Here is a 20,410-nt window from a genome sequence, read left to right as displayed (position 1 = left end):
GAAGGGCTGGCAGTCCTGAAATAATCATTTCATTCTACTTTTGTGGCAAGTCTTTGTTGTCGCTGGATTTGCCACAATGCTAATTGTCCAAATAGATAAATCCCTAAGTAGTCTGCGAGTAAATCGCCAAAGTCAAAATGGCGGTTAGGGAAATAATATTGTGAAATTTCCTCTAATGTTACGAAGGTAAAGACTAATAAGCTACCTTTTAGAATGTGTATATTGCCCCAGTGAAATTGCGCACCATGCAGTCCTAAATTAATGATCCATGCTAAAACCCCCATGAGGAAAAAATGCCCAACTTTATCGCCGTAGGGAATGGCGTGAACTTGGCGCAGAATATTATCGTAATAGCCTTGGTCAGCAACAAAAATTAAGCCAAGAATGAAGACGCTATAAAGAATAGCGATGCTTTTTATTTTCATGCTTGTGCCTCTTCATCAAGCGGTGTCCAAAATGCCGCGCGAATAATGCCACTTAATGCCATAACATTCAGTAAGCCCCAAAAGCTATTTAATACTAATCCGCCCATTGAGTGCGGGGAGTGTGGTTGAAAGAAATAAAACCACGCATAGAGGAGGCTAGCAATAGTTAGGACAATTAATAGACATTGTGACCAAACCAGATGAAGGAAATTTCCCGTTTGTCGGTCTTTGGGGGTTACGGGAAACGCAATTTTTCTACCGCGTAACACTGTCCATAATGCTTTTAAATTGAAGGAGTAAAAGGAGAGGTAAGAGGTTTTACTCTGCCAGTTATTTGTTCCCCACGTTCCCACCATAAAGGCTAATTCCATGCTGATAATGAAGGGTAAGAAGTGCAGAATAAACGAGTCAGAAAAGGCTTGTATGGGTTTGACGGCGGTAAATAGGTAAATAATGGGGGCAAGTAAAAAAATCAGATTCCAAATCCCGCCTAGATAGGACCAGATGGTTTGCCCATACATTAAACGTTGCGCCCAACTTAGCCCATTTGCTTTAGTAAATAGTTTATTTTTAAATAAAATATCTTTGGCAATATCCAGTGTACCTCCCGCATATTTAAACCGTTGCACAACCCAGCTTTGTAAGTCTTGGGGGGAAAGCATTTTCGATTCAACAGCAGGATGTAAAACCGATTTCCATTTTGCCCGTTGTTCACTGCCATCAGGTGCGGTACGGCGGATGGAATGTAAAACGATGGAAGTAAAAATATCTTCAGAAACATGGAATTTAAAGAGTTTATCTTCAAATTGGGTTTCGTGAATCAGTTGATGCCGTAGTTGTTTAACAATCAGCGGGTCTATACCGTGAGTTTCACCCGTTAGGGCTTGGATGGCAGAAAGATGTGTTTCTAAAGATTGGCTGACGCTGTCCGCATAGCCAATTAATTGCGCTTCACGCACGGCTTCGCGACGATAAATCGAGCCAGCACCACAGCAAAAAGAGGCATTTGCCCAATTACGTCGTCGCAAAATAATGTCATAGAAAATTTTCGGGTCGTTGACAAAGGGGTCATACCCGATGTGAACTGTTCCGACGATTTTTTCTACCGTATGACCAATTGATTCACCGAATTTTCCTAAATAACGGCTGAGATAGTTAGGTAGTGTTTGCCCTTCTGGAATATCAAAAAACCATTGTGGCGTTTGTACCCATGCAACTTGGGGGTCTGTGAAATATCCTAAGGTGTGTTCTAAAAAGCTGGGGAAGGGGCGCGTGTCCGCATCGCAAATAATAAAGAAGTCTCCGCCCGTCATATCCATTGCGTTGGCTAAATTTCCCGCTTTAAAACCAATATTATTATTGCGAGTAATGTAGTAAACCTCTTCCTCTTCCGCAACTTGTCGCATTGTTGCTCGTCTGCCGTCATCTAATATATAGATTTTTAAAATAACTGGATGTGGATAGACAATTTTTTTTGCATCTTGAATACTTAAGCGGACTAATTCGGGGTTTTCGCTGTAGGTTGCGATAAAGACATCGACATGAATCGGACGGTCTGGACATGTGGGGTCTAGGGTTAAATCAGTGCATTCACGGATACTTTTAGGGGGGGCTTTTGTAGGAGTATCACGGATTTGCCAGAGATTAATAATATATAGAATCAAGCCAATATATGCCATGGTTTCAGCAATCAGTAAGGGCAGGGAAAACCAAAGCGCGTCGTAGTTAAGCGAGTACATCCATCGCCAATGTAAATACCATAAGCCTAATATTGCTGTAATGACGGCTAAAAATTGCCATAGCAGTTCTTGGGTGAGGGAGTAAGGCAGGGGAGGCGGTGGGGTGCGCGTTTCGTATTTTTTAAAATAGGTGTCCATATCATCTGTCTATTGGAAAGATTATTGATGAAAAATATCATTAATCTGTATTTTTGATAAAACTTTTTGGTAATGCTAACTTGAGTTCGGCGAGTTTCTTTTAAAAAGACAACAGCTTGTCTGAATCAGGATTAGCAGGATTAAAAAGCGTGATTCACCTGACTTTTTGGTTTGTTTGAGGGTTTTAAATCCTGTTAATCCTGATTCAGACAAGATTTTAATCTTGTCTGGTGAATCCTGATGAAAAATAAGAGAATAATCTCTGCCAGTCCCTCAAATTTTTTCGCATGTTCCGACAAACCTGCTAGATTTTTAAAACCTAGCAAGTCTATGTTTTTTTTATAAATCCCGCAAAACTCAGGTCATTAGGGAGTTCTTCATGCCGAGTGGATTTATCATGACTCATCAGGTTGTAAATGTTTTTTCATCCAAAGCGTATGTTTATAGCCTGTTGAATAATAAACAACTTCATCCATGATTTGCTTAATAATGGCTAATCCAAATCCCCCTTCAGGCAAATTTTCTATGTCGTTGGGGTCTATAACGGGTAGGGTAGCCTCATTTAATAAGCAAGATTGTAAACCTAAGCCGTTATCGGTGACAGATAAGAGAAGTGATTGTCGTGTGAGGGTAATTTCTACCGTAATCCATTGTACGGTAGAGTAGGAATAACTATGCTCGATTACATTATTGAGCCATTCGACAATAGCAATTTGTAGTGCATCAGTCAGTTCTGTGGATAAAGGCGTTAAACTGCAAATACCTTTCACAGATGTTCCAATTAATGCAACATTTTCTAATTGGCTTTGGATTTGTAAGCACAGTTGTGGCATGAAAATTTTATGAAACGTTTTCGAGAGCGTCTGCAATCGTGGGGTACATAGAAAATATTTTATCCATGCGTGTCAATTTAAATAAAGAGACGACAGCACCTTGTACACCACATAAAATTAATTCGCCTTCACCTTGTAGTAACTTTAAGGTTGAGACAATTGCCCCTAAACCACTGCTATCTAAAAAATCTGTTTGGCTTAGGTCTAAAATAATATTCTTTTGTCCACTGTTAATCAGGGCTTTCATCTCGTCTTTAAAGTAGGGGGCGAGAGAGGCATCTAAGCGTTTTTCTAAAACACTAACAACTAGAAATCTACCTTTTTGTTCTGTTTTTAACATTGCCGTTAAATCTCTTGTGAGTTTATATTTTTAATAATAACTATCCATTGTTTCTTTTATTCATGTTTTTTATGATATTCAATAGCTAGCAGTGTCATATCATCTTCAAATTGTCCACTCCCTTGCCAGTCAAATAATTCACTACATAAAGTTTGTAAAGTCTGCTCTAAAGCTTGGTCGGCGGTATTTTGTAATAGACTAAGCAAGCGTTGTTCTGTATAGCTTTGTTGTACGGCATTTAAACATTCTGTAATCCCGTCAGAGTAAATAAATAAACGGTCGCCTTCGGTCAGTTGTAAATGTAAGCGTTCGTATTCTGCAAGCGGAAACATGGCAACAGGAAAGCCACTCCCGCCACAAAATTGCGCTTGATGTTGTTTCGTGCGTAACAGGATGGGGCAAGGATGTCCTGCTTGTGTAAATTCTACAACGCCCGTCGCTTTATGTAGATAGCCATAAACCATTGTAAAATATAAATCCCCTGTATCCGAAAAGCGTTGATTAAGACTTGTAACGACTTGTTCTGGGGGAACAGGCTGGTCAATGCCTTGTTCATCTTTATAACTCAGAAAGTTAGTTTGTCCCCCTTTATTGGTGATATATTGGTGTAAGGTAAACGAGAGTAATGCCGAGCGCACGCCGTGTCCTGCAACATCTAAATGATAAAATGCAAGATAGTCATCCGTGAGTTCAAAATAATTAAATATATCGCCTGCAATAAAATGACTCGGATAGAAAATCCAATCAAAAAGAATCTCGTCTCTTTTACCTTTTGCAGGAAGCAAATTTTTTTGCATGACTGAGGCTAATACTAAGTCTTGTCGTATTTGCTCGTAAGTATGGAAAAGTTTTTGATTTCTTTCCGCTAACGTTTGTTCTAAGCCAAGAATTCGAAACGCCATTTGTAGGCGAATTCGTAATTTATTGGGGTCTATTGGCTTAAAGAGAAAATCATCTGCGCCCGCATTAAGCCCTTGTACTAAAGAACTTTCTCGCTCATCCTTTCCTGTTAAAACAATCACATAAACATAATGTGATAATTCTGTTTGCCGAATGAGTTGGCAGAGTTGCAAACCGTCTATTTTAGGCATAATCCAATCTGTTAAGACCAGATTAATATCAGGATGTTCATGAAAAATGGTTAGGGCTTCTTGCCCATCAGTTGCAATGAGAATTTCATCGCAATAGCTTTTTAACCAATGTTGTAATACTAAGCGCATGGAACTACAGTCTTCCACCAGTAGCAATTTAGTCTTTGTATATGTCATTATCGCCTACTCAATGCGTTACCATGCTAAAGACCACGATAAGCTAAAACTACCATCTTCAAAACCTGCGGCATCTTGTTGTTCTCGCCAAGGGTAACGACTCCCCGCGTAATTGCTATATTGTAATGTGAAATCACCCAGCAATTTTTGGGGAAAAGTTAAACTATAAGTGTAATCAGGATCCCAAGGTTGTTGTTGTTCAGGTTCGGGATACCAAAATAAATTCAAATTTAATGCCCATTCTTGAATGATGGGATAGCGACAACCCAATACAACTGATTTTTTATGATTTAAGCGTTTTCCTTCGGTAGCTTCAATGTAGCGAGGGGTTAGATTGAAACTGAGCTGGCAATTAACGGTTTTTTCTGTCTCTATTAATAAGGGTTCAGCAATGACCTGTGCTAAGGGGAATTTCCAACCTAAACGATAAGTTCCCTCTAAATAATGTGTATGTTCTTCTCCTAAGGCTCGGTCAGGATGAAAACGATTTCCTCCATAATTTTCATAAGTTAAGCTTAATGTATAAGGATGCCAATCGTCATAACCAAAGCTGTACGTAAAATCAGGATTCCACGGAGCTTGTAAATTTTTATCTAAATACAGCAAAGTATTAAAATTGATAAACCAATAACTTAAAGGAACATAACGTATAAAAACTGGCATGGTGACGCTATAACGGTTATTTTCCCCTTGAGAGGCAACGCCTTGAACATAATGTTTTGCTGGTTTAGATTTTTTTAACGGAATATCTAACCCTATAGACCCTGAAAAACCATCTAGCAAGTTTACCCATTCTGACTCATGTTTTGCTTTCAATAATTCATCAAAAGGCAAGGCAAACGAACTGAGCAACCCATTTACAATTTCATCTGTGCTATCAGTTTGTTGTGGTGTAACCGCAATTGCTTGATTTCCCCAAAGTATAAGATTCAGACTAAAGCCTAAGCGGATAACTGATTGTAATCCCATCACGTTGTAACGCATGGCTAACCTGTTTAGAAACAATTCGTTTTTATTCGTTGTTATAATCTTGGTGCATCAATTTTTTCTAATAAGTCCAATAAAACATTATCTACGTCTAAGCCTTCAATTTCTAATTCAGGGGCAAGATTGATGCGATGTCGTAAAACGGCTAAAGCGATACTTTTTACATCATCAGGAATCACAAAATGCCGTCCTGCTAAAATAGCATTTGCACGCGCAGCGCGTATTAAGGAAATTCCACCGCGTGGACCAGCCCCCACACTAATTCCAGGGTAAACCCGTGTTTCTCGCACAATTTTATTGATATATGTATAGATTCGCTCATCTAATTTAACGGTTGCGGTCAATTTTTGCAGAGATAGAATGGTTTCCGCTTTGATAAGCGTCGCAACTCGACTGACATCTAAACGTTCTCCGACTTTAGCCATTGTGACCTGTTTTAATAAAGCAACTTCTTCCTCTTCTGTCGGATAGTTAAGGCGAATTTTAAGTAAAAAACGGTCTAATTGTGCTTCAGGTAAGGGATAAGTCCCTTCTTGTTCAATTGGATTTTGTGTTGCTAAGGTCATGAAGGGTAAGGGAACAGGAAAGGCTTTTCCCTCTATTGTGACTTGCAACTCTTGCATCACTTCTAATAAAGCCGCTTGGGTTTTTGCAGGAGCGCGATTTATTTCATCTGCCAGCAATAAATGCGTAAAAATTGCCCCTTTACGAATTTTAAATTCTTCGGTTTTTAAATCATACAAAGCATGTCCTGTTACATCGCTCGGCATTAAATCAGGGGTAAACTGAATGCGGGCAAATTTACCTGCAAAGGTTTTCGCTAAGGCTTGCACTAAAAGTGTTTTCCCCAAGCCAGGAACGCCTTCTAATAAAACATGTCCCCCTGCTAATAAAGCCACCATCACTTGAGCAACCACATCTTGCTGTCCTACAACCGCGTGACTAATTTCAGTTCGAATTTTACCAACAACTTCAATTGCTCGTTTGATTCCAACCACTGACGAGGTAGGCGTATTTTCAAGCGTAGCGGGTTCACTCATAAAGCTTTCCTTATTTTGCTGAGGGTTTGAATGGCAAGTGTAAAATCAGCCGTACTGTCTAATGCATCGGTTTGTAAAGCAAGGGTAATATCCGCAGGCGAAACAACGGCTATTTTAGCTAATTTTGCATAAAGTTGTGCCGTATCTCTATGTAACCAATCAGGATGAATTTGCTCTATGCGTTGCAACACTGCTTGACGAGTTTGTTGTAACAAAATATCGCTTTGCTGATGTCGCCATAAATAATAGGCACTGGCTTCTATATGCTCTAATAAGCGTCGACGTGCGAGACTGGGTTCAGGAAAGCAACGCCCAAAACGGCGGCTCGCTATCCATAGCCATAAGAATAAACAAACCCCGCTACTAACCAGTATCATCCATGCATATTTAAGCAATGCCTCCCATAAAGCAGGGGGAGAGCCTAAAATTTCAAAAAAATACAGCTTGGTTGTAGCACGTGGAAAGTTGAGCAATCGCCAGAAGAATGCCGCATGATCACCTTGCCCAATCTGACTATTGCCTATTAAGGTTAAGTTCGTTATCACGGCAATATAACCGTTACCATACTGATGCAACAAGGTGTGATCCCCATGAGGAGATTCCAACCGTAAGCGCGGTGTTTTTATGGTTTTCAAATGATAACGAGTATCTACAAGAACAGAATATTGCGTGTCTTTAAAAGTCAGCGCAACAGATTCAAATATTTTTTGTTTTTTCTTCACAGCGTTTTCTAAAAATTCTGTTTGAACCGCCTCTAATAACGATTTATATGACTCTGCCATATCGGTATTTCCTACAGGAAGAATTAAATATCCGCCTGATTTAACCCATTGTAATAAAAAATCAATATCCGCTTTTGGCACATCAAATACGCGAGGATGGACTAACACAACATCATTTTTTTGCAACTGTGTTTTCAGAACATGACTTGAATTCACGACTTCGACAGTTACCTGTTGATTACGTAGAAATCGTTGTACTGCTAATAAATTATTATGTTTAGCTTCGCCACTATATCCTGTATAAACAATGGTTGTAACATACTCATAGTTTTGAAAAAACCAAATAACAATCGCCATTACCAATAAAATACTGGCTATCGCAATAGAAGAAGGACGTAACCATTTTTTCACTCAAAAGCCCCTCTGGCATTTTTTTACTTAAGGGCTTGATAACTTAAGCACTTGGCTTGTTGTAAACTTTGCCCCAGTAGAATCAATCACATCAGCTGTTAATGTACCATCCGCTCCCTGTGTCTGCACATAAAAACGAAAACTAGGGTCTTCACTGATAGAAATATCGGTTTCTGCTGACATAATCAATTTATCATTAAAATGCACTTGAACTTGTTTAATAAACCGTGCAGGCACATATAAACGGCTGATTTGGTCTAATTGCAACCCAGAATTATTTGGATGACTAATCATTAACTGCGCTAACAAAGGCTGTTTACTATCCCCATCCGTTGCAATTTTTAAACGCATTTTACCTAAACGCGCCTCAGCCGCCGCCGAATCCTTCCCTACAGGCGCAGAACAACCCCCACTGGCTTTAATATAACGTGCACTCATTAACAACTGCCCATCGTTTAGCTGCGCAATTGCACGAATAGGCGTATAAGCATTAATCCGCACCCGTGTTGCAATATCCGCTAACCCACTATCAGGCGTTAAACTAAAGGTTGCTGCCAACGGTACGGGATTATTATCGATAAATAAATAAATACGTTGAATATATTGCGACGGATTTTGCGGGATACCTGCCTTAATCGTAATGGGCACTATCGCCGCATCTTCCGCACGATAAGGGGTTTCTAACTGAATTAACGTCTGATTGGTTTCAATCGCTTGCTGATGAAACAAACTAACACGCGCTGCATCCCATACAGGGGTTTCTAACAACGCTGCTGATGTTACTGAGGGACTAGCGGAGGAACTAGCCGTTGTTGCGGGTATTTCCGTTGCGGTGACTGCCAGATTCCAAGCAAGACAAACGCAGAAAAGACAAGCCAATACTCCCCTCTCTTTTTTCACACACCACATATTGCCTCCTTTAGGCATTCAAGCGAACAGATTATAATTAACAATTAGTTATAAATATAATAATTCATCCAGCAAACAAATAGCCCAACAACAACCGCAATAAACGGGATAATTAACTTGAATAGTCACACTAAATGCTTGCATTATGACACTGTAAAGCATAGCTGTTAAAATTCGGGTGCATTTTAAAACGTAACAATATATACAGATATACTTAATTAACGCTGTCATCATGTCATTTAAAGGAGGAACTCATGAAAGTTGGTGTATTACTATCAGGATGTGGGGTTTATGATGGCTCTGAAATTCATGAAGCAACATTAAGCCTACTCGCATTAGACCATTTAGGCGTAGAAGTACAATGCATTGCCCCTGATATAGAACAACACCATGTTATCAACCACCTGACAGGGGCAGAAATCCCAGAAAAACGTAATGTATTAATTGAATCCGCCCGTATTGCACGTGGCAAAATTCAAGCCCTAAACACCGTGAACAGCGACGATTTAGACGCATTACTACTGGCGGGAGGATTTGGCGCGGCAAAAAATTTAAGCACATGGGCATTTGCAGGCGCAGACAGTGACATTTTACCCGATGTCAAACACCTCATTTTAACAATGGTACACGCCAAAAAACCCATTGCGGCACTCTGTATTGCCCCTACCGTCTTAGCAAAAGCCCTACAAGGTAGCGATATTCACCCGCAACTCACCGTTGGCACAACAACCGCCCCCTCGCCTTACGACATCACCGCAATCAATGCAGGTTTAAACAGTATTGGCGCACAAACAATCATGACGACAGTCGATGGCATTGTGATTGATAAAACCAATAAAATCATTACATCACCCTGCTATATGATGGAAGCCTCCATTGCTCAGGTTTTTGTGGGCATTGAAAAGACGTGCACAGCATTAATCGATTTAGTCCGCGAATCCACCACACCATAACTAATGGATTTTTCCTTTATGCTAACGCGGGAAAAAATTATGCGTTTATTAACACTGCTCTTAATCACCCTGTTCGCCAGCCTGTCACAAGCGTGGGCAGATACAGAAACCACAACAAATGGAAACCCTGTAGAACAACAGATTATCCAACTAGAACAACGCTTAACAGAACTCACAACGCATTTAGAACAACTCAATCAAATCGTCAACAGTCAAATAATGGAAGAACTGCAACAACTTCGCGTTGACGTTGAAACCCTCAAAAATCAGCCATTGGAAAAATCCGCAGAAAAACCCCAACCCGCGACAGAAAAAGAAGCAACCGTTTTAATATTAAAAGGATGGTCGTATCGTCCTGAAAAAATTAAATTTAACAATTACTACGCCATTGATGTAGAACTCACCAATCACGCAGGCAAAGACATTTTAGAATTTGATGCCCGTTTAAACTTTCGCGATACCTTAGGAGGCTACTTATACAGTATCAACCTCTCCAGAAATTTAAATATCCCCGCAGGAGCAACCCGTATCGACCAAGGCTCTCGTGAAAATAACCGCTTAATTGGTGAAGAACATCAAATGCGCAAGATTCAATCACAAGACATCGTCGTGCAACTGGTTGTACGGCGGATTGTATTTGCAGATGGCAGTATTCAGCGTTTTTAACAACGTGTAAAACCCTTACAATTCTGCTGTTATGATAGAAATTCAAACAACATTTCAGCAGAAATTTTTTTAACCAAAATACCGAATATTAAACCTCTCTATCAGCACGACTATTAATAAACGTCTGCAAAGAACGCAGGTCATATAACGTAATTTGCCCTTTTTCTACAGACAACCACCCATTATCCTGCCAATAACGCAACTGCTTGGTTAAATCCATCCGCGTTGTGCCTAAACGTTGCGCTAACTCCTCCTGAGAAATCGACGGCAAACGAATCCCCCCCTCAATCTTTTCCCCTTCACGCGACACCAACAACAAATGCTTTGCCAAACGGCGCGACGTATCCAAAAAGGTCAAATCCTCAATATACTCATTACTCTGCCTAATTCGCGCACACAACAAACGAATCATCTGCAACGCTAAAATTGGTTCTTGCTGTAACAACAACGTAAAATCCCGATGCCGAATCATCAATAACTGACTATCCTCTAAAGCCACTGCATCCGCCGTGCGCGGGCTTCCATCTAACAAAGCGATTTCCCCAAACACATCGCTTTTTTCCATTATTTTTAAAATTAACTCCTGCCCCTCAATAGACCGATTACTAATCCGAATTCGTCCCGCTAACACCCCATAAAGCGCGTCGCCCGCCTCATCCTTTAAAAACAACACCTCACCCGCTTTTAAATGACGAATACTACTAATCGACAAAATACGCTCAACCAACTTCTTACTTAACTGACGAAACAACGCATGTTCTTTTAACATCAACTCTTGAATCGCTAACATAATAAATTCACACTATTTATTATAAAAACACTATCATACCCCTCTTTAAATGCTCATGTAACACCTAAAGAGAGGAAAACAACCTATTTTTGTTGCAAATAAAGCGCGGCTTGTTTCGCAAAATACGTCAAAATCCCATCTGCGCCTGCCCGCTTACACGCAATTAAAGACTCCAACATCACCGCCTGCTCATCCAACCAACCATTTTGCGCCGCCGCTTTCAACATCGCATATTCGCCACTGACCTGATAAACAAATGTCGGTACGCGCAACTCCGTTTTTACCCGATATACAATATCTAAATACGGCATCCCTGGTTTAACCATCACCATATCCGCGCCCTCCTGCAAATCGAGGGCAACCTCGCGCAACGCCTCATCACTATTAGCCACATCCATTTGATAAGTATGCTTATTACCCTTACCCAACGCCCCCGCAGACCCCACCGCATCGCGGAAAGGTCCATAAAAACTCGACGCATACTTCGCTGAATACGCCATGATGCGCGTATGTTTAAACTCCGCCGCCTCTAACGCATAACGAATTTCACCAATGCGACCATCCATCATATCCGACGGCGCGACCACATCCGCCCCTGCCTCCGCATGAGATAACGCTTGCTGAATCAAAACGCTAGTTGTCTCATCATTCAACACATACCCACTATCATCAATCAAACCATCCTGACCATGCGTTGTATAAGGGTCTAACGCCACATCCGTGATAATACCCAACTGTGGAAACGCTTGTTTTAAACGTCTCACTGCCCGCTGTACCAACCCATCCGCATTATAAGCCTCAGCCGCATTTAACGATTTTTTCTCAGGCGTAATCACAGGAAACAAAGCGATAGCAGGAATCTTTAACTGAACTAACTGTTCAGCCTCTTTTAACAACTCATCGATACTTAAACGGTACTGATTCGGCATAGAAGGAATAGCAACCCGTTGTTGCTGACCTTCCATGATAAATAAAGGGTAAATTAAATCGTCAGTCGTCAACTGATGTTCCCGCATTAAACGGCGCGAGAATTCATCACGACGCATCCGACGCATCCGCAAAGCAGGAAAAGGGGCGTTATTAATTGGCATCATGAAAATAAAGAAATGTGAATAAAAAAATTGAGTGTCACTGAATTATAGGCAACTTTGTAGAACGGATAAGTTTTACAAAATTGTTCTAAAAAACGCTTAAGTTCATCAAATTTCCATACCGATAAACCTTAGAAATCGTTACAATCATCTAATAAATCAAAATATCAATGTGACTTATATGAGTCTGCATTGTAACAACTAACAGATGACATTATGCAAACATCGGAAAAGATTGGATTGGAAATGGGAAGTGCCAGACTTAAAAAGATAGCTGTATATTTTCTTTTTAAAAATTTATTGATATTAAAGAGTATTTAATTATGATTGATAAAGTTACCACAACAAATATGCCTGTAAGCAATGAGGTGAGCTTTGGTGATAATTCTATCAACGATGTAAAAGGTAATGTGACGATTCCGCAGGCGGGGAGAGATGTTCATATTACTATCAATAATGGCGTAGCAGAATCAAAACCAATATTAAAAGACCGTTCAAACGATAACCCTTCAATTTTTGAAAATAAATCATTTTCTTATAACCCTAAAACTCCCCTCAGTAATTTAGAAACATGGGCAAAATCTCGTTACCGCCAGCAGTTAAGTTTGCAAGCGAATGTCCTGCGGTTTATCAAAAACTATGTTTCTCAAGCTAACGACCCTAAGCCCTTTGTTGGGCGCGAACTGGCTTTACAGTCTCTTAATGACTGGTTAGCCGATAACACCCACCCGTTTTTATTGCTGACGGGAGAAGCAGGGCGTGGGAAATCCGCGTTAATGTTGCACTGGTTAGCCCAGCAAATAAATACGGGTGAATACACTGTTATCTTTGTGCCGATTAGCATTCGGTTTGCGACGAATGATGAATTAACAGGGTTACAGCTCTTTTTTTCGGCGTTGTGTGATGTTTTTAGCGAATTAAAAGAAGCCTTACCGCAAAAACTAGAGGTGGGAGATTATCGCGAGCTTATTTTTAAAGGGTTTGAACTTATTGAAAATAATAGCCAGCAATATTTAATAGTGATTGATGGGATTGATGAAGCAGTTAATCATTGGTTTACTGCGGAAAATTGCCCGATTCCTGCTTATTTTCCTGCTAATTTACATCTTTTAATTTCTGCACGTTATAAACCCAATGAAAAAAATGGCTTGTCATGGTTAAAAGATTTAAATCAATCTGTTGACGAACACTTGTTATTGTCTTTGTCAACGTTAGAAAAAAACGCGCTGGCGACAGCAATTATTCAACTTGGGCGACCGCTAGACCAACTTGCCGAGCGTCAACAGTTTGTCGACGCGCTGTTTCGTTTAACCGATGAAGGCGACCCGCTGTTATTAACCTTATGGCTGGGGCAAATTTGGGCAAATCGTGAAGAGATTCCGCATTATTCCATTGAGCAATTAAAAAAATTAACGCCAAGTTTTGCGGGTTTTTATGAACAATGGCAAAAAGAACAGCAAACCCTATGGAAAAAGCAAAATTTAACCATTCATCCTGATGATTTTCAGCAGATTTTAACTTTATTCGCTGTTGCCTACGCACCGTTAAAACTGGCGGAGTTGTGGGAAATTCAAGAAAACATTAAGTCACAAAACTTATGGGACTATCAAACTCTACGCGCTATTTTAGAGTCTGCGCATCGTCTTGTGATTGGCAATGCAGAACAAGGCTATACACTTTTGCATCCACGTTTAGCAGATTATTTTCTCGCAAAATCAAAAAATAACCCATCATCATTCCGCAAAACGCAACAGGCTTTTCTTCAGTGGGGACAAAAAATTGTTAATGCGTTAAATCAAGGCGAGTTAAAACCTGATGAATGTCCGCAGTATCTTTTACAGCATTATCTCGCCCACCTTGAAACCACACCGCCACTCATTGACCAACGCGACCATTTAGAAAATTATTATTTCCCCTTGTTACAAAAAAATTGGGCGACTGCATGGGAAAGTTACGAAGGCTCATGGCATGGCTATTTAAACAATTTAAAAATCATACTATCTACCTTTCAGCGTTATAACGCGACGCAATTAAACAAGGCTTATTTAGCCACAGAAATCCGCTGTATTTTACTCTCCGCCACAATCCACACACTCAATAATAATCTTCCTGTTGAATTAGTGATTGAATTAGCTAAAAAAGGAGAGTGGTCTTTTAGAAGGGCGGGACAAATTGCCTTGCAATACACTGAGCCAATGGAACAAATAAACTGTTTAATAAGTTTAGCTGAATCGACTTTGGACAAAGCAGAGAAAGAACAATTTTGCCAACAGGCTTTAAATATAGCAACGAAAATAGAGGATGAAGATGATAGATATTATGCTCATAGTTACGTTTTAAGTAAGACAGCATTTTTACGGCAAGGAGAAAACAAACAACGTGCTTTGTCTGAGGCACAAGATATTGCGCTAAGAATTAAAAGGGTAGAAGTTCGTTGTTATGCCTTCATAACTTTAGCTATGCAACTAGAAGGGGAAGAAAAAGAACAAACTTTACTCCAAGTCATACAATTAGCAAAAAAAATTCAAGATGAGGAGGATGATAGTAGTGTTTTACATCATATCGAGACACAGTTACGAGGAAAAGAAAGGCAAGATAAAGCAACTATACATCCACAAGATGCCTTACAAATGGCACGAAGAATTAAAGATGAAAAGTCTCGTAGTGAAACTTTAAATTCAATTGCAACACAATTGCAAGGAAAAGAAAAACAACAGGTTTTATCTCAATCGCTACAAATAGCACGATCAATTGAAGATGAAAAGTCTCGTAGTGAAGTTCTAAGCACCATCACCAAGCAATTACAAGGGGAAACACAACTCTTATCCGAAGCCCTGCAAGCGGCTCAGGCGATTCAAGATGAAGAATATCGTAGCGACGCCTGTCCTGTCGCAGCGCAGTTGCAGGGGGAAGAAAAACAACAAATCTCTCAATTCTCTCAATTTAGACGCTCTTGTAGCCTAGCAGCTAAGGCGATTCAAGATAAATACTCTCGTAGCCTAGCCTTAAGTGCTGTCGCAGAACAGTTGCAGGGGGAAGAAAAACAAAAAGTCTTATCCCTAGCCCTAGCCCTAGTCCTATCCACCATTAAGTTTAACCCGTCTGGTTACCATGCCTTAAGTGCTATCGTAAAGCAGTTGCAAGGGAAAAAAGAAAAACAACAACCCTTATTCCTAGCTCTACGAGCGATGATTAAAAATATAAGTGGATTTTCTTCTTACCATCATACTTTAAGTGTGGCTGTTGCTATGCAATTGGAGGGAGGAACAAAAATCTTATCTCAAGCTCTACAAGAGGCTTGGATGATTCAAGATGAAGAATCTTGTAGCAAAATCTTAAGGGCTTTCGCTTCCCAAGCCCTACAAGATGCTTGGATGATTCAAGATGAAGAATTAAGTGTCATCGCCATGCAATTGCAGGACGATGAAAAACAAAAAATTTTATCCACGGCACGGCAAGCAGTGGAAGTGATTCAACAATATGAATGGTTTGATCATAAAATCTACAAGGTTGTCGCCACACAATTACATGGGGAAGCAAAACAACAAGCCTTATCTCGAGTCCTGCAAGAGGCTGGGACAATTCAAAATGAAGAATATCGTAGCCAAGTCTTAACCCAAATCATCCCCCATCTTAAAAACTTGCCTAATTTACAACAAGATTGCCTAGAATTAGTTTTAGGCTTATCTGATAAAAACAGAATTACACTGAGTGCTAAACTCATGTGCCAAAAGCCCGTTTTATTGACTTATTCACTTTGGCTAGATTGGATAAACCGCGCCCCTAAAAAACGGGCTGACCTTTTAGCGTGCATCCCCGACCTTGCTCAAGCCGCCGTACAATTCACAGGTAACCCTCAACAAGCGGTAGAGATTGCCCAAGCGGTGATAGATGTCGGTGAATGGTGGAAATAAACGGCGATTAAGACCCGTGCCATACTTACCTGTTTTTACAGTGGAAACGGTGGAATACGGCTTGCGCCTATTCCACCCTACTAAATCAAGCAGACATTTCCCGTTATAATAAACGCTTCATTCATCGCGTTTATAACCAGCTATCATGTCTCGTTTATCCCCTTTGCATCCCACGCTTACTGTTAAAACAAATCAACGCCAAGATTGGAGTGGTTTACATGGTAGTAGTCTTGGTTTAGCGATTAGCCAAATTGCAACGACTCAGCCACGCCCGTTTATTGTCATCACACCTGACACGCTCACGATGCAACGGCTGGTTGAAGAAATTCAATTTTACGCGCCCGAACATTTGCGTTTGTTGAGCTTTCCCGATTGGGAAACTTTGCCGTATGACTTATTTTCGCCCCATCAAGATATTGTTTCAGAACGTTTATTAACCCTTTATCAATTACCTGATATTGAGCAAGGCGTACTGGTTTTACCCATTACCACCTTGTTACACCGTTTACCGCCTAAAACGTATGTCCGCGCTAACAGTTTTTTATTAAAACAAGGGCAACAGCTTAATCAGGAAAAACTCCGCATTCAGTTAGAACAAAGTGGCTATCATTATGTCTCGCAAGTGGTAGAGCATGGGGAGTTTACGGTACGCGGTGGTTTGTGCGATTTCTTCCCCATGGGTAGTGATGAGCCTTATCGCGTTGAATTTTTTGGCGATGATATCGAAACCATTCGCACGTTTGACCCTGAAACCCAACGGACACAACACCAATTAAGCGAAGTCCGGTTATTACCTGCGCGAGAATTTCCGCTTGATGATGAAGCAATTACCCGTTTTCGTACTCAGTGGCGTACCCAATTCGGTGGCGACCCGACCCGTTGCCCTGTGTATAAAGACATCAGTAGTCATATAGCTCCCGCAGGGATTGAATATTATTTACCGTTGTTTTTTGAATCCGTTCATACGTTATTTGATTATTTACCCGCACAAAGCATTATTGTGACTTTGGACGGGATTCTCGACACCATTCAGCAATTTTGGGCTGATGCACAAGGACGTTATGAACAATTGCGTCACGATGTTGAACGCCCACAACTCGCCCCTACCCATTTATTTTTGCAACTGAATGAAGCCTTTGCGCAAATTAAAGCCTATCCGCATATTCATATTAATGCGAATGAGCAAAGCAAAGGCGTGCAGTTTGCGACGCAAGCCCCGCCCAGTTTACCGATTGATGCCCGTGCACTTGACCCGTTAAGCGCGTTAAAAAGCTTTCTACAAAGTTTTACGGGTAAAGTTTTAATGACGGCTGAAACCACAGGGCGACGCGAATCGATGTTAGAACTCTGTCGCCGTTATGCGGTAAAACCTCATTTTGTCGATAATTGGCAAGCCTTTTTAAACAGTTCGCACCCGCTGAATTTAACCATCGCGCCTTTAACGCAAGGGCTAGTTTTAACTGAAGAAGCACCCGCCATTGCAGTGATTAGCGAAACGCAATTATTCGGCGAACGGGTTGCACAGCGTCGGTTACGGAAAAAATCCAGCGCACAACGTGATACGGATGCGATTGTTCGCAATTTAACCGAGTTAACGCTAGGTGCGCCCGTCGTGCATGAGCAATATGGCGTAGGACGTTATCAAGGCTTAGAAACCTTAGACATCGGCGGAATGCCTGCCGAATTTCTGCATTTAGAATATGACAAACAAGAAAAGCTGTATGTGCCTGTTGCACAATTGCATTTAATCAGCCGTTTTACAGGCACAGACCCTGAACACGCGCCCCTGCACCGTTTAGGCTCTGGGCAATGGGAAAAAGCCCGCCGTAAAGCGGCGCAACAAGTCCGTGATGTCGCCGCCGAATTACTGGATATTTACGCCCAACGCGCTACTCGCACAGGACATGCTTGTAAGGAAGATTTAGCTGCTTATCAAGCCTTTGCTGATGGTTTCCCTTTTGAAGAAACGCCAGACCAACAAGAAGCTATCGACGCGGTTTTAGCCGATATGTACGCACCCAAAGCCATGGATAGGCTGGTGTGTGGCGATGTGGGATTTGGTAAAACGGAAGTCGCCATGCGAGCGGCTTTTATTGCCGTGCAAGATGGGCAACAAGTCGCGGTGTTAGTCCCCACCACTTTACTTGCCCAACAACATTATCAAAATTTTCAAGACCGTTTTGCCGATTGGGCAGTACGTGTCGAACAACTTTCCCGCTTTCGGAGCAAAAAACAACAAGACGAAACCTTGCAAGCGGTCGCAGAAGGGCAAGTCGACATCGTCATTGGTACGCATAAGTTGCTACAGGATAATATTCAATTCAAACGCTTAGGCTTAGTGATTATCGATGAAGAACACCGTTTCGGCGTGCGACAAAAAGAAAAATTCAAAGCCTTACGCGCTGAGGTTGATGTTCTCACCTTGACAGCTACCCCGATTCCGCGCTCGTTAAACATGGCATTGTCCAATTTACGCGACCTTTCCATTATCGCTACCCCGCCATCTCGTCGCTTAACGATTAAAACCTTTGTGAAAGAATGGCACGCTCCAACGCTGATTGAAGCCATACAGCGCGAACTCCGACGCGGGGGACAAGTGTATTTTTTACATAATGATATTGATACGATTGAAAAAATGGCGAGTGATATTGCCGAACTTGTCCCCGAAGCCCATATTCAAGTTGCCCATGGCAAAATGCGCGAGCGTGAACTAGAACGGGTCATGCAAGATTTTTATCACCGTCGTTTTAATGTCCTTGTTTGTACAACGATTATTGAAACAGGTATCGACGTACCCACGGCGAACACGATTATTATTAACCGTGCAGATAAGTTAGGACTGGCGCAACTCTATCAACTGCGTGGACGGGTAGGACGCTCGCATCATCGCGCTTATGCGTATCTGATTGCACCGCCTAAAAAAGCCATGACACCCGACGCGGTTAAACGCTTAGATGCAATCAGCGCGTTAGAAGAATTAGGCATGGGCTTTACCCTCGCCACACATGACTTAGAAATTCGGGGCGCAGGCGAACTGTTAGGCGACGAACAAAGCGGACACATTCAAGAAATCGGCTACAGCCTTTATACCGAATTATTAGAACGTGCCGTTGAAGCCTTGAAAGCAGGCAAACAACCTGAATTAGAACGCCCCTTACATACAGGGATGGAAATCAATTTACACGCACCCGCCCTGATTCCGAGCGACTACCTGCCCGATATTCACACCCGCTTAATTATGTACAAACGCATTGCCAACGCGCCCAGTGTGGAAGCCTTAGACGAAATTCAAGTTGAAATGATAGACCGCTTCGGCTTACTGCCCGACCCCGCAAAGGCTTTGATACAAATCACGGAATTAAAACTGAAAGCCACGCCGTTAGGCATTCGTAAAATTGATGTTGGTACAGAAGGTGGCTATTTACAATTTATTGAAAATCCACCGATAGACCCCATGCAAGTGATTAAACTGGTACAGAAAAATGCCAAACAATATCGAATTGATGGACAAGACAAACTCCGCCTACTGTGGTCTAGCCCTGATTTTCTCAGCCGTTGGACATTGTTAGATAAATTATTAGGACAATTAGCGACGGGATGATTAACCTGAGTTCGGCGAGATTCTTTTAAAAAGACAAGCGTTTGTCTGAATCAGAATTCACAGGATTTTCAGGATTAGCAGAATTTAAAATCCTTAAACCAAAAAATTAAGGTGAATCATGCTTTTTAATTCTGTTAATCCTGAAAATCCTGATTCAGACAATGTTTTAATCTTGTCTGGTGAATCACGATGAAAAACAAGAGAATAATCTCTGCCAGTCCTTCAACTCTTTTCGCACGTTCCGACAGACCTGCTAGGTTTTAAAAACCTAGCAGGTCTCTGTTTTATTTTATAAAACTCGCCGAACTCAGGTTACCCAAAGTAATAACTAAGCAAAAGCTGTGCCTTTTTGTTATTTAATTGATTTCATTTTAAATTTAATGAAAAATGTCTGTATTCTATCGCACATTGTACGACTCGTTATATATTTTTGTATATAACGCTACATAAAATAAATCATCAAACCATCTGCGAGATAGGGCACTTGTAGAAAAAAACAAACGGTATAGAAAGTGATACGGTAATAAGGTGTATAAACAAATAATTATACACCTTATTGAGAGAGGTTAGACTGAAAAGGAGG

15 protein-coding genes are annotated in these 20,410 nt (G+C 41.1%); 4 read left to right on the top strand and 11 right to left on the bottom strand.

What is annotated here, in order from left to right; all coding sequences use genetic code 11:
- Nucleotides 1–29: 29 nt before the first annotated feature.
- The 9 genes from BEGALDRAFT_RS02720 to BEGALDRAFT_RS02680 all read right to left on the bottom strand — a co-directional run bounded on the left by BEGALDRAFT_RS02720 (nt 30) and on the right by BEGALDRAFT_RS02680 (nt 8,812).
- Nucleotides 30–425: a VanZ family protein gene (locus BEGALDRAFT_RS02720; RefSeq protein ID WP_002683434.1), complete on the bottom strand. Its 396-nt coding sequence runs from the start codon at nt 423–425 to the stop codon at nt 30–32.
- Nucleotides 422–2,302 carry a glycosyltransferase family 2 protein gene (locus tag BEGALDRAFT_RS02715; RefSeq protein WP_002683432.1) on the bottom strand — a complete coding sequence of 627 codons (1,881 nt, stop codon included), beginning with the start codon at nt 2,300–2,302 and terminating at the stop codon, nt 422–424. Before BEGALDRAFT_RS02715 ends, BEGALDRAFT_RS02720 begins: the two co-directional genes overlap by 4 nt.
- A 395-nt stretch (nt 2,303–2,697) precedes the next feature.
- On the bottom strand, nt 2,698–3,135 hold the full coding sequence (locus BEGALDRAFT_RS02710; RefSeq protein WP_002683430.1) for an ATP-binding protein: 438 nt from the start codon (nt 3,133–3,135) through the stop codon (nt 2,698–2,700).
- Between the two features lie 7 nt (nt 3,136–3,142).
- Nucleotides 3,143–3,475, bottom strand: coding sequence for an STAS domain-containing protein (locus tag BEGALDRAFT_RS02705; protein WP_002683428.1), 333 nt, complete (start codon nt 3,473–3,475; stop codon nt 3,143–3,145).
- Nucleotides 3,476–3,531: 56 nt separating this feature from the next.
- On the bottom strand, nt 3,532–4,743 hold the full coding sequence (locus BEGALDRAFT_RS02700; RefSeq protein WP_002683426.1) for a PP2C family protein-serine/threonine phosphatase: 1,212 nt from the start codon (nt 4,741–4,743) through the stop codon (nt 3,532–3,534).
- 18 nt (nt 4,744–4,761) lie between these two features.
- Nucleotides 4,762–5,727, bottom strand: a complete 966-nt coding sequence (locus BEGALDRAFT_RS02695; protein WP_002683424.1) for a hypothetical protein — start codon at nt 5,725–5,727, stop codon at nt 4,762–4,764.
- A gap of 38 nt (nt 5,728–5,765) precedes the next feature.
- On the bottom strand, nt 5,766–6,770 hold the full coding sequence (locus tag BEGALDRAFT_RS02690) for an AAA family ATPase (protein ID WP_002683422.1): 1,005 nt from the start codon (nt 6,768–6,770) through the stop codon (nt 5,766–5,768).
- Nucleotides 6,767–7,903 carry a DUF4350 domain-containing protein gene (locus BEGALDRAFT_RS02685; RefSeq protein ID WP_002683420.1) on the bottom strand — a complete coding sequence of 379 codons (1,137 nt, stop codon included), beginning with the start codon at nt 7,901–7,903 and terminating at the stop codon, nt 6,767–6,769. The genes BEGALDRAFT_RS02690 and BEGALDRAFT_RS02685 overlap by 4 nt, the downstream gene beginning before the upstream one ends.
- Before the next feature lie 27 nt (nt 7,904–7,930).
- Nucleotides 7,931–8,812: a quinoprotein dehydrogenase-associated SoxYZ-like carrier gene (locus BEGALDRAFT_RS02680; protein ID WP_002683418.1), complete on the bottom strand. Its 882-nt coding sequence runs from the start codon at nt 8,810–8,812 to the stop codon at nt 7,931–7,933.
- A gap of 254 nt (nt 8,813–9,066) precedes the next feature.
- Here BEGALDRAFT_RS02680 and elbB point away from each other — a divergent pair, with 254 nt between their 5' ends.
- Complete coding sequence (gene elbB / locus BEGALDRAFT_RS02675; RefSeq protein ID WP_002683416.1) at nt 9,067–9,765, top strand: isoprenoid biosynthesis glyoxalase ElbB; 699 nt, start codon at nt 9,067–9,069, stop codon at nt 9,763–9,765.
- Nucleotides 9,766–9,804: 39 nt separating this feature from the next.
- Nucleotides 9,805–10,431, top strand: coding sequence for a hypothetical protein (locus BEGALDRAFT_RS02670; RefSeq protein ID WP_157237537.1), 627 nt, complete (start codon nt 9,805–9,807; stop codon nt 10,429–10,431).
- An 88-nt stretch (nt 10,432–10,519) separates the two neighbouring features.
- Here BEGALDRAFT_RS02670 and BEGALDRAFT_RS02665 read toward each other — a convergent pair whose 3' ends face one another.
- Both BEGALDRAFT_RS02665 and hemB read right to left on the bottom strand, forming a co-directional pair.
- The gene (locus tag BEGALDRAFT_RS02665) at nt 10,520–11,221 is read right to left on the bottom strand and encodes a Crp/Fnr family transcriptional regulator (protein ID WP_002683412.1); all 702 of its coding nucleotides are present in this window, start codon (nt 11,219–11,221) and stop codon (nt 10,520–10,522) included.
- 83 nt (nt 11,222–11,304) lie between these two features.
- Nucleotides 11,305–12,315 (bottom strand): porphobilinogen synthase, encoded by a 1,011-nt coding sequence (gene hemB, locus BEGALDRAFT_RS02660; RefSeq protein WP_002683410.1) that lies wholly within the window; start codon nt 12,313–12,315, stop codon nt 11,305–11,307.
- Between the two features lie 320 nt (nt 12,316–12,635).
- Here hemB and BEGALDRAFT_RS02655 point away from each other — a divergent pair, with 320 nt between their 5' ends.
- Nucleotides 12,636–16,226, top strand: coding sequence for an NACHT domain-containing protein (locus BEGALDRAFT_RS02655; RefSeq protein WP_002683408.1), 3,591 nt, complete (start codon nt 12,636–12,638; stop codon nt 16,224–16,226).
- 145 nt (nt 16,227–16,371) lie between these two features.
- A complete protein-coding gene (gene mfd, locus BEGALDRAFT_RS02650) occupies nt 16,372–19,827 on the top strand; it encodes a transcription-repair coupling factor (RefSeq protein WP_002683406.1) in 3,456 nt (1,151 codons plus the stop codon).
- Nucleotides 19,828–20,410 lie beyond the last annotated feature (583 nt).

Source organism: Beggiatoa alba B18LD, from assembly GCF_000245015.1.
In the GTDB taxonomy this organism is placed as follows: domain Bacteria; phylum Pseudomonadota; class Gammaproteobacteria; order Beggiatoales; family Beggiatoaceae; genus Beggiatoa; species Beggiatoa alba.
The sequence above is the reverse complement of the archived record's forward strand: the minus strand, read 5'-3'. Positions and strand labels throughout refer to the sequence as shown.